10 protein-coding genes are annotated in these 11,931 nt (G+C 34.9%); 8 read left to right on the top strand and 2 right to left on the bottom strand.

Going from position 1 to position 11,931, the window contains the following annotated elements:
- Positions 1-3: 3 nt before the first annotated feature.
- The 5 genes from fabZ to surE all read left to right on the top strand — a co-directional run bounded on the left by fabZ (position 4) and on the right by surE (position 7,537).
- Entirely contained in the window at positions 4-444 is a 441-nt protein-coding gene (fabZ, locus tag OPR48_RS05595; RefSeq protein ID WP_265025782.1) for a 3-hydroxyacyl-ACP dehydratase FabZ, read from the top strand.
- 29 nt (positions 445-473) lie between these two features.
- The gene (locus tag OPR48_RS05590; RefSeq protein WP_265025781.1) at positions 474-3,308 is read left to right on the top strand and encodes an FAD-dependent oxidoreductase; all 2,835 of its coding nucleotides are present in this window, start codon (positions 474-476) and stop codon (positions 3,306-3,308) included.
- A 303-nt stretch (positions 3,309-3,611) separates the two neighbouring features.
- Positions 3,612-5,171 carry a proton-conducting transporter transmembrane domain-containing protein gene (locus tag OPR48_RS05585; protein WP_265025779.1) on the top strand — a complete coding sequence of 520 codons (1,560 nt, stop codon included), beginning with the start codon at positions 3,612-3,614 and terminating at the stop codon, positions 5,169-5,171.
- Entirely contained in the window at positions 5,156-6,499 is a 1,344-nt protein-coding gene (gene ffh / locus OPR48_RS05580; RefSeq protein ID WP_265025778.1) for a signal recognition particle protein, read from the top strand. Before OPR48_RS05585 ends, ffh begins: the two co-directional genes overlap by 16 nt.
- Before the next feature lie 285 nt (positions 6,500-6,784).
- Positions 6,785-7,537 (top strand): 5'/3'-nucleotidase SurE, encoded by a 753-nt coding sequence (gene surE, locus OPR48_RS05575; RefSeq protein WP_265025776.1) that lies wholly within the window; start codon positions 6,785-6,787, stop codon positions 7,535-7,537.
- 24 nt (positions 7,538-7,561) lie between these two features.
- Here surE and hisS read toward each other — a convergent pair whose 3' ends face one another.
- Complete coding sequence (hisS, locus tag OPR48_RS05570; protein ID WP_265025775.1) at positions 7,562-8,785, bottom strand: histidine--tRNA ligase; 1,224 nt, start codon at positions 8,783-8,785, stop codon at positions 7,562-7,564.
- Entirely contained in the window at positions 8,782-9,354 is a 573-nt protein-coding gene (locus tag OPR48_RS05565; RefSeq protein WP_265026643.1) for a NifU family protein, read from the bottom strand. The genes hisS and OPR48_RS05565 overlap by 4 nt, the downstream gene beginning before the upstream one ends.
- A gap of 97 nt (positions 9,355-9,451) precedes the next feature.
- On the opposite strand from OPR48_RS05565, the gene OPR48_RS05560 reads away from it, so the two are divergent.
- The 3 genes from OPR48_RS05560 (at position 9,452) to OPR48_RS05550 (ending at position 11,864) form a co-directional block, all read left to right on the top strand.
- Entirely contained in the window at positions 9,452-9,775 is a 324-nt protein-coding gene (locus OPR48_RS05560) for a DnaJ domain-containing protein (protein ID WP_265025774.1), read from the top strand.
- A gap of 95 nt (positions 9,776-9,870) precedes the next feature.
- Entirely contained in the window at positions 9,871-11,100 is a 1,230-nt protein-coding gene (locus tag OPR48_RS05555) for a cytochrome b (protein WP_265025773.1), read from the top strand.
- Positions 11,100-11,864, top strand: a complete 765-nt coding sequence (locus OPR48_RS05550; protein ID WP_265025772.1) for a cytochrome c1 — start codon at positions 11,100-11,102, stop codon at positions 11,862-11,864. The genes OPR48_RS05555 and OPR48_RS05550 overlap by 1 nt, the downstream gene beginning before the upstream one ends.
- Positions 11,865-11,931 lie beyond the last annotated feature (67 nt).

The following is an 11,931-nucleotide window of genomic DNA, read 5'->3' as shown; positions in this document are numbered from 1 at the left end:
CTTATGCAATTTAATATCAGTGATATTATAAAAATACTACCACATTCTTATCCGTTTCTCTTAGTAGATAGGGTTATAGAGTGTGATCCTGGTAAAAGTATAAAAGCAATCAAAAATGTGACTTTCAATGAGCCATTTTTTATTGGCCATTTCCCTGGTCATCCAATAATGCCCGGAGTCTTGATAATTGAATCTCTAGCTCAAGCATCTGCTATATGTGTTCTTGGTAAAGAAAGTCAAGATACAATAGAAAACAAAGCTATTTACTTTATGTCTATTGAAAATGCAAAATTCAGAAAGCCAGTCACTCCAGGGGACACACTGATTCTTCAAGCTAATGTTAAAAACGCACGTTTAAGTGCATGTAAATTTGAGTGTATTGCGTATGTTGGTGAAGAAAAGGTTGCAGAGGCAACGATTTTAGCTATGCTACAAAATACGTAATATACAAAAGACAGTGTGCATACTGTATAATGCAGCTTAATATCTCATTTTCTAGTCTATATACTCGCAGTGGATTAATAAAATTGGATGAGACATTTTTGAATTATATTAAATCATGTGATGAAAGCTTGTTTTGTTCATTAATTGAAGCAAGGAAAAATCAGATTGGTGATAGCCAGTTAATAATAGACCTCTCATATTTATTTGACGAGTTTATTGCAAAATTTTTCAACATTGAAAAAGAAATAGAAGAGCTAAAGAAAAAACACAATGACTTTGCTGTAATATATAAATGTAAAAGGTTATTTGTCCAACGCTACGCATTGAAGAAATACACTAATGTGGCGAATATAGATATTACTAACAGACTAAGTCATTTTCTCACTTTGCCAACAACAGAAAAAAATTTTGCTGAGCAGGTGATGCATTGGTTTCAAGATAAAGAAAATCACAAAGAAGAAATAGAACTTGCGGCACAATATGCAGTGTGGAGAGTAAAAAATAAACGGAGTATACTCTTTAGTATCCATAGGAAAATTGACCATGAAAATCTCATACCATTTTCTAAAAAAGAAGTAGACAAAGTTGAAGTGCTGTATTCAAATGAAGTAAAAAGACGATATGGTTTTGATCTAATAAGCAAAAAGGTGAGTTTAAATAAAGCATTAGATAACGCTCACTACTGCATATTCTGTCATAAGCAAAATAAGGACAGCTGCTCAAAGGGGCTAATTAATAACGACAATACTTTTAAACAATCCCCACTAAAAGTTGAGCTGCATGGCTGCCCACTAGAACAGAAAATATCAGAAATGAATCTGGTGAAAAGCGAAGGCTACAGCATAGCAAGCCTTGCAATTGTGATGATAGATAACCCATTATGTGCGGCTACTGGGCACAGAATATGCAATGACTGCATGAACTCGTGCATATATCAGAAACAAGAACCCGTGAATGTGCCAATGATTGAAACAAGGATTTTGGATGATGTGCTTAGTTTACCGTACGGATTTGAAATATATTCTCTGCTCAGCCGTTGGAATCCTTTAAATTTTCAGCGTTCATTGCCAAGAGAAAACACCGGAAAAAACGTTCTAGTTGTAGGCCTTGGTCCTGCTGGTTTTAATTTAGCTCATCATTTGTTGAATGATGGGCATAACGTTATCGCCATTGATGGACTAAAGATTGAACCTTTGATCGATAATTTCCAGCTAATTAAAGATTTCAAACACGAAAAATTGAGTGAACGCACGGCAGGTGGGTTTGGTGGGGTGGCAGAATATGGCATTACTTCTCGGTGGGATAAAAATTACTTAAAAATTATCAGGTTATTACTAGAAAGACGTGAAAATTTTGCAATTTATGGCGGCATTCGTTTTGGTGGCACAATTACCGTGAAAGATAGCTTCAATCTAGGTTTTGATCACATCGCCTTGGCGCTTGGCTCAGGTAAGCCTCGAATGATAAAAATAAAGAATATGCTAGCTCGTGGGGTGCGCATGGCATCTGACTTTCTTATGTTGTTACAACTGACTGGCGCTCTTAAATTTGATTCTATAGCAAATCTGCAAGTTCGTATGCCGATAGTTGTCATAGGTGCGGGGCTTACTGCGATTGACACTGCCACTGAAGCTTTAGCGTATTATCCAATTCAAGTAGAAAAATTTCTTCTTCGTTACGAGGTATTGGTTGGTAAATATGGAAAAGACTATGTTGAAAAAGATTGGACAGAAGAAGAACATGAAATTGCGAATGAATTTATATCGCACGCAAAGTTGATCCAAGCAGAGCAAGAGTTAGCAAAAAAAGAGAGTAGAGAAATAAAAATATTAGAGTTAATGCAGAGTCTTGGGGGAGTAAAAGTTGTATATAGAAAAGAGCTGAAAGACTCGCCAAGTTATCGATTAAATAGCGAAGAGGTGCAAAACGCATTATCAGAAGGGATTTACTTTATTGAAAACTTAGAGCCAGTTGAAGTTGTGACGGATAAATATAACCATGCTGAATCAATAAAACTGATAGGCACAAAATCCGGCGAAATCAAATGCATGAAAGCACGTTCTATTTTTATAGCAGCAGGTACTGAGCCAAATACGGTTATTGCAACAGAAGATAAAAAGCATTTTAAATTAAGTAATGGGTATTTTACTCATTTGAATTCATCAGGAAAAGAAATAGATCCAATATTTTCTCCTAAAATGCAAAATAAAGATAGAATATTAGTGTATAAGCAAGGCAATAAAGCAATTAGCTTTTTTGGTGATCTTCATCCTTCGTATAGCGGCAGCGTCGTGAAAGCTATGGCAAGTGCTAAGAACGGCTACCCTGTTATTTCCCAGCTTTTGAATAGAGTTAATAGCTTCGTTTCTGTCACTCCAGCTAGAATCTCGGAGTCATATGCACAATTGTATGAATGTTGTAATGTAAGAGTAACTTTTACCAAAAAAGATGTCATCCAAGTAGCTGACACTGAGATCCAGAAAAAAAATGCGTGGTCAAGCGTTGAAGATCTGGCTAACAAAGAATTTTTCAATAAAATCAAAGAGCAATTCACTGCAAAGGTTATAAAAGTTCAATATTTAACAGACAAAGTTGTGGAAATAGTGATCAAAGCACCACTTGCGGCAAAGAATTTTAAACCTGGACAATTCTTTAGGTTGCAAAATTTTGAAACCAATAGCAAAAAAACTAACCTCGCTATGGAAGGTATAGCTGTAACTGGCACTGAAGTAGACAAAAAAAAAGGAATTATTTCCACTATTGTGCTGGAAATCGGCGGTTCCACTGGTTTATGCAGACACTTAAGAGAAGGCGAGCAAATAATTCTTATGGGCCCAACTGGATGCCCTACTGAGGTTTACTAAGTCTGGATATTAAAGTGATGCCAAATTTTATTTCAAAAAGTAAATAATTTACTAACGCTCGTGCACAAATTAAAAATAAATTATGCACGAGTGTAGCATTATGAATTAAGAATGCTATATTAAAGCTTACCTCACTATTAAAGCTATCGGTCAGATTAGATTAAAAACCTAATCTGACCGGTTTCTCTATAACCCTCTAAACTCTGATATAATTATATGATAATTAGTTTAATTAGTGGTTAATATGCAAATTGATTTTATTCATATATTGAGATAGCATAAACCATATTGGTTTAAATTATTGTGCAATTTTGTAAATCGTCACTGTTACTCCTACTGACTATATTAATAGTTATAGTCCTAAAATTACCTGAAAATTTGAGCATTGCAGTAAATTGGTCTCTCCCAATTCTAGATTTTGATTTATCTTTTCGTATCATACTAATATCTTTTTTATCAGTTGCATTTTTAGCTGTTCTACCAGCACAAAATTTGACTTTTTCAGAAATGCTATCTTTTGCTGCTTACACTATTAGTTCACTTTATGCAGTTTTATCTGAACATATGATATTGGTTATAATATTCTGTGAATTAATGACCGTCAGTGCATTTTTTACTATCGCAGCTGGCTGTAGAGATAGTGGACCTGCAATAAGGTACGCCTGTGTACACTTTTTCGTTGGAGTTATATTAATAGCAGGATTGGCACTTCAAAGCACTAACCTGATAATTTTAGGTTTATTGATAAACTGCGCTTGTTTTCCTTTTTCGTTTTGGGTTGTTGATGCATATCCTGCTGCATCGCTACATGGCACTACATATCTCTCTTTATTTACCACTAAAGTCTCTTTTTTAGTGATGCTTTTACACACTTATGGTTTATGGCAGAATCATGCTGAAACATTAGCATTATTGGGCTCTATCACTGCGATTTACAGCATTATATTTGCTTCTCTTGAGCAAAATATTCGCAGATTTTTATGCTATAACGTTGTAGGACAAATGGGCTTGCTGATTATTGCAGGAGGTTTACTTAGCCCTTCGGAAAAGGCAATACCAATTTTGATACTGCATATAATCTTCTCTCTTGTTTATCAATCATTATTGTTTGTGGTCAGCAATTCGATTATTTCACGAACAAAAACAATTAGTTTTAATGGAGTAGGTAAACTGATGTCAGTGGAAGGCATGTGTGCTATAATCGCAATACTTACAATGGCTGCATTTCCTGGAACCGCTGGATTTATCAGTAAATCATATATCACAGCTGAAATTGAAATGAACACTGTTGCCTTAAAAGGGTATAAAAATTTATATAAGGTTCTAAATTTGCTGCTTCATTTAAGCGTGGGGCTAAAGTTTCTTTATTACTTATTTATTGCAAAAAGTAAGTCAAAACCGTTAGCAGAGAGGGGGGGCAAAATGACTATGATCATTTTAGCATTTATATGCGTAATCGCTGGCAATCCTTACTTACCTATTTACAATAAACCTTCGATTTTCGATTTTGTGTACAACACAAAAAATATTTTGTCGCAATTTAATTTGTTACTATGTACCACTTTATTGTTTATTCCTTTACGCAAGTTATTTTACCCGAGAGTAAATTTTAAAATGGATGTTGATTGGATTTTTAGAGCTTTCATATCCTATATTACCTTGCTGTTCAATCAGTTAGTCTCTAAAACTAGAGAAATATTTGCCAGCGTAGTGCAAAACTTGACTAATTCACTTACTAGTTTATACTTTAATAATATTACTAAACTTAAAGAAGTGCTGGGTTATAACTCAGTGAGTTTTGTTTCAGCTTCTTCTCTCTTTTTAATGAGTATTCTACTAACGCTATTATGTTTAAATCGTTAACTGAAAGTTTAAATTCTGTATTTAGTAAACTAAGAGGAAAGTCGATCATTTCTGAAGATGATTTTAATCTTGCCATGCGTGAAATACGCATAGCCTTAATTGAAGCTGACGTTTCACTTGAAGTTGCAAAAAAATTCATCAACGACATTAAAGATAAAGTGATTGGGGAAAAAGTCATAAAAAGTGTTTCTCCAGCACAAATGATAATTAAAATTGTGCAGGATAATTTAGTTGCAGTTCTCGGATCAGAGAAAAGTGACTTAAATCTAGCAGTTAAACCCCCTGCTGTGATTATGATGGTGGGCTTACAAGGTGCAGGTAAAACAACTACCTCAGGAAAGCTTGCTTTCAAGCTAAAAAAGCAAAAGAAAAAAGTGATGCTTGCCTCTTTAGACATTTATAGGCCGGCTGCCCAAAAACAACTTGAGGTGCTGGGTAAACAGATAGACGTACAAACTTTACCTACAGTAATAAATGAGGGGCCTATTGCAATTACAAAAAGGGCACTGGCAGCAGCAAAGAACGATAATTATGATGTATTAATACTAGACACCGCAGGCAGGCTTCATATTGACAATAATATGATGAATGAGTTGAAAGCCGTAAAGGAAATAGCTTCACCTGCAGAAGTTATTTTAGTAGCCGACGCAATGATAGGCCAGGATGCGGTCAACATTGCCAAATCATTCAATGAGGTAATAGGTGTAACCGGCATTATTCTCACCCGCGTTGATGGTGATGCACGTGGTGGTGCTGCTCTTTCTATGAAAATGATCACCGATTGTCCAATTAAATTTATTGCTTGTGGTGAAAAATTAAGTGACCTCGATGATTTTTATCCCGATAGAATTGCAAAAAGGATACTTAGCATGGGTGATGTTGTATCATTGGTTGAAAAAGCTGCTGAGATTGTTGGTCAGGAAGAAATTGATAAGTTACAAAAGAAAGTAAAAAAGGGTAAATTCGACCTAAATGACCTAGTGGGAATGTTAAAAACTCTCAATAAAATGGATGGTATTAGCAACATAATGAAATTCATTCCTAGTTCATTCACAAAAAAGCTAAGCAGCGGTGTGCCAGATGACAATAAAGTGAAAAAATATATAGCCATCATAAACTCAATGACTGAAAAGGAAAGGCAAAATCCAGATATTTTAAATGGCAAAAGAAGACTTAGAATTTCTAAGGGGTCCGGAACAAGTGTAACTGACGTTAATCTTCTAATTAAGCAGTATAATCAAATGAGCTCTATAGTGAATAAGTTCAGTAAAGTTGACCATAGTAAACTCAAAGAATCTGATTTGATGGATATGCTAAGCAGAAAGTAAGTCAGCAGGTAGTGGAATGAGACGATTGTCAGTAAACCTTTAGCTATATCAAAAGCGGCTTAGGTCTCGCAAAAAAATTTACAGCTTCTTGCTAGCCAAGAAATTTATTATTAATTTTAGGAAATACTATACTTTCCAACCTGTTTGCACTCCTAATCTTTTCTTATTGATTTACAGCAGGTTCTTTGTTACAGTTCGTAGTTATGCAAAGAAACCTAAAGCCTTATGAGTTTATTTACAGCCAGTGATTTACATAATTTGGAACTGTATAGCTGAGTATTGTACATGATAATATTGATAACAAACGATGATGGCTTTGGAAGTGAAGGAATAAAATTACTCAAAGAGATTGCACGGAATTTTGCATCAGAAATATGGATAGTGGCACCAGATACTGATAGAAGCGGGGCTGCAAGATCTCTTGATTATCCAGTGAAACAATCTATTGGAATAAAACAACATAGTGAAAGGGAATTTAGTGTGTCTGGTACTCCTGCAGATTGTGTCATTATTGCGCTAAATAAAGTTATGAATAAAAAACCAGACTTAATATTGTCCGGAGTAAATATTGGATCAAATGTCGGGGACGATATTTGTTATTCAGGAACAATTGGTGCTGTAATGGAAGGTGCTGCAAGGTCTATACCTTCTATTGCGCTGAGCCAAGTTTATCATGATAAAATAGACTGGCACAATACAAAGGTTTTTGCACCAAAGGTTATTGCCAAGCTAGTTAAGGTTGGTTGGCCTAAAAACATAGTGATGAGTGTAAATTTTCCTGCTACGGAAAAAGTAAAAGGAGTAGAATTTGCTGAACAAGGTGAATATAACATTGATGGGGATTTAACTTTTACTGAAAATTCGAATGGCTCTTTTAGCTTAAATTGGTCTCGAGAGCACTCAGGCAGTGGTAGTGTAAATAAAATAAAAGAAGGATTTATTACTATCACACCAGTAAAATTAGATTTTACAGATTATGATACATTGAATGCTATGAAAAATTCTTGTGCAGACGAATTTTCTTCTATAGCTGACTGAGAAAAACATTTGCATTGCTCCTAATTAGATGTTTTCTATTGTGTTATCGCGAGCAATTATTTTTTCTTCACCTGTATCCATGTTTTTAATCTTTAAAGTTTTACTACTCAATTCTTCATTACCAAAAATTAAGGCAGCTTTAGCATTTGCTTGATTTGCTTTTTTCATTCGGGTTTTAAGCGCTCCGCTATATTCATAGATTACATATAAACCATTTCTGCGCAATTCATTTGCAAGTGTTAGAGCATGTTCATCAGCCTCTCTGCCGATCGGAATTAGGTAAATAGGTCGCTCTTCTTTCGGAGAATAATTGATTAACTCCATTATGCGTTCAATACCTCCTGCAAATCCTATTGCTGGAGTGTGTTTTCCACCTACTGAAGATACTAGATTATCGTATCTTCCACCGGCAAAAACTGCCCCTTGTGCACCTAAATCTTCTGTAACAAACTCAAACACTGTGTGGCAATAATAATCCAAACCTCGAACTAGTTTATTGTTTACGGTATAAGGTATATCAAGAATTGTTAATCCATTTAGTATTTGTTCAAAGAAATCTGAGGACTCTTTCGTATAATAATTGCTGATTTTAGGTGCACCAGAGATTATTAATCTATCTTTCTCATCCTTAGAATCTAGTATTCTGAGTGGATTTTTGATCAACCTATTTTTGCTATCTTCTGATAGATCATTTTGGTACTTTGTAAAGTATAAGATCAAAGCTTCTCTATATTTAGTTATTGTTTCACCATCACCTAAAGAGTTGATTTCCAGCTTTACATTTTTATTGATGCCAAATTTAGTTAGTAAGTGCTGAGCGAGTGATATCAATTCAATATCAGCTTTTGGATCTTCTATGCCAAAAATCTCAAAATTTATCTGATGAAATTGCCTTTGTCTTCCCTTTTGCGGTCTTTCATAGCGAAATGCAGGTCCTGTTGAGAATAATTTTATCGGTGTTTGCAGTTTTTTTTCAATGAGTAGCCTGACAATCGCTGCAGTGAACTCAGGACGTAAAGTTATGCTCTTTCCTCCTTTATCATTAAAGGTGTACATCTCTTTATTGATGATGTCTGAGCTATCACCTAAAGTCTTTGTGAAAACTTCCGTATATTCAAATATCGGAGTTTGAGCAGGCAAAAAGCCATATAGACTTGAGATTCTGCTTGCTATTTGCTCTATGTGTTTAAACTTGTACCATTCATCAAACAGGAGATCTTTTGTTCCTCTAACCGTTTGATTAGTCATAGTGTGGTCTCTATACCTGCAACCTCTGGTATGTGGTAGCTCAGCATATTCTGCACTCCTTGCTTGAGGGTAATTGCAGCACTTGGGCATCCAGAGCAAGCTCCTTGTAACTCAACATAAACTATTCCATCTTTATAGCCACGAAATTTGATATCGCCACCATCTTGAGCAACTGCAGGTTTGATGTAACTTTCCATCAATTCTTTTATTCTATTTACAATTTCTATATCACTTTTATCAAAAAATTCCTCATCTGGTATGTTATTATCATTCACTCCTTCTTTATCTAGTGCTTTTCCACCTGAAGTAAAGTGATCCATAATTGTAGTTAAAATTTCCACTTTTAATATATCCCAATTAATCCCACCAGATTTTGTCACTGAAATAAAATCATGGCCAAAAAACACTCTTACCACATGTTCTATTTGAAAAAGATTTGCTGCTAACTTGGAGTTTTTTATTTCATCTGCATTTGAAAAATCAGCCGTTTCTCCTTCGTTTAGAATTGCAAATCCAGGAAGAAATTTCAGTGTGTTTGGATTAGGTGTTTCTTCAATCTGAATGAACATGTTATTTACCATGACGATTATAATTGTTACTATTTAATCATAAAATGATAAAAAAATATACATGTCATTCATCTTTTTCCTTTTTCTGATATTCATAGTGATTACATTTATTCTGCCTAGTGTTTTTGTATTTTTTCTCTTCCTGACAAGAAAAAATAACGTAAGTTTCATGATGAACTCTATATTGAGTAAGTTTTTGAACGAATTTGATAGCAGTAGAAGTTATACTGAAAATTACACTGGTGATAACATGTCCAAAGATGAAGCATTAAAGATACTGGGGCTGAATCCTGAGGCCAGTCAAAATGAAATCAATAAAGCATATCAAAATTTAATGAAATTAGTTCACCCAGATAAGGGAGGCTCGGAATATTTTGCGCAAAAATTAAACGCAGCACGTGATAGGTTGCTGAAGAAGTAGTAATTAGTATTACTTTAAACTTTTTATTGTGCGTAGAGGATAAGCTGCTACAATAAAATGAGTTAAAGATAGCAATATTCAAAAAACTTTAAGTTATGCAGGAAGATAACAAAAAAGAAACAATAAAAGAAGAAAAAGGCATATTAGGGTGGATAGAATATAGACTGCCTATATTTTCTTTTCTAAGACACACTGCTTCTTACCAAGTGCCAAAAAACTTAAATTATGCTTGGAATTTTGGCTCTTTGGCTGGTATAGCACTAATTTTACAAATAATAACAGGTATATTTCTTGCTATGCACTACACTCCGCATGTTGATTATGCGTTTAATAGTGTAGAGCGCATAATGCGAGATGTAAATTACGGGTGGTTAATACGCTACACTCACGCTGTTGGAGCATCGCTCTTCTTTATGGTAGTCTATGTTCATATAATGCGTGGGTTATATTACGGATCTTACAAGAGGCCACGAGAGATGGTGTGGTTTGTTGGTATATTTATATTTTTTGCAATGATGGCAACTGCCTTTATGGGATATGTATTGCCTTGGGGGCAAATGAGTTTCTGGGGTGCAACAGTTATAACCAACTTATTTTCTGCTATACCTTTAATTGGCAATAAAATAGTTATATGGTTATGGGGTGGTTTTTCAGTGGATAACCCAACACTTAACCGTTTTTTCGCTCTGCATTATCTTCTGCCTTTTGTTATTATTGCTTTAGCTATGCTTCATGTGATAGCTCTGCATAGGTTTGGCTCTGGTAACCCAAGTGGAGTGGAGGTAAAATCAGATAAGGATACCATTCCTCTCTATCCTTATTATATAGTCAAGGATTGCATAACTTTTGGTCTGTTTTTTGTAGCTTTGTTTGCATTTGTTTTTTATGCTCCCAATTATCTTGGGCATCCAGACAATTATATAGAAGCTGACTCTATGGTAACTCCGGTACATATAGTGCCAGAGTGGTATTTTTTACCTTTTTATGCAATGCTACGTTCAATTCCAGATAAACTTACTGGTGTGCTTACTATGTTTGCATCTATTTTAGTTTGGTTTCTGTTACCTTGGCTTGATAGATCAAAAGTTAAAAGTGGTGCTTACCGCCCGGTATTCAAGAATTTTTTTTGGGTTTTTGCAATAAATTTTGCACTTCTTGCCTGGCTTGGAGGACAAGAGGTGAAGGAGCCTTACATCACTATGAGTAGGCTATCCACTCTTTATTATTTTGCATACTTTGTAATAATTTTACCACTGCTTAGTAAATATGAAAAGCCAGAAGAACCACCAAAAACCTTAAGTGATTCTGTGCCGGAGATGAAATAATGCTGGTTAAAAATATATTGGCTGTGTTTTGTGCATTATTCCTTACTAATTTTGTGTATGCAGAAGATTTTAAACCATCACCAAATAAAAAAATGGACTGGAAATGTGATGGAATTACTGGGTCTTTCGATAGAGAATCAATTCAACGTGGCTACAAGGTATATAAGGAAGTCTGTGCTGCTTGTCATTCAATGAATAGAGTAGCATTTCGTAATTTGCAAGACATCGGTTTTTCTGAAGAAGATGTAAAACAGATTGCGGCTTCTTACCAAGTTAAAGATGGCCCAAATGATATGGGTGAAATGTTTGACAGACCTGGAGTACCTTCAGACTATTTTATTGCGCCTTTTGATTCAAAAGAAGCAGCTGCAGCAAGCAATAATGGTGCTGTTCTACCAGACTTATCGTTAATTATTAAAGCAAGGCATGATGGTGCAAATTATGTCTATTCACTGTTAACAGGCTATCAAAACGGCGAACACGATGAAAATGATTTATATTTTAATTCGTATTTTCCAACAGGCAGATTAGCTATGGCGCCACCACTTTCTGAAGGAATGGTGGAATATGATGGTGCAAGACAAGCCACAGTTGAAAATATGGCATATGACGTGGTAAATTTTTTACAATGGGCAGGAGAGCCAGAATTAGAGCGCAGGCATAAACTTGGATTAAAAGTAGTGGCGTATTTTATAATTTTAACAGTGTTTTTTGTATTAACTAACAATAAAGTTTGGAGCAAACTCTATAAAAGGAAAAAATAGAATTTCTTACATCTATTTACATTCACTTTCATACCTTATTTACACTAGCAAGTGTATTATACAATAA

Source organism: Wolbachia endosymbiont (group A) of Bibio marci (assembly GCF_947251645.1).
Classification (GTDB): domain Bacteria; phylum Pseudomonadota; class Alphaproteobacteria; order Rickettsiales; family Anaplasmataceae; genus Wolbachia.
The sequence above is the reverse complement of the archived record's forward strand: the minus strand, read 5'-3'. Positions and strand labels throughout refer to the sequence as shown.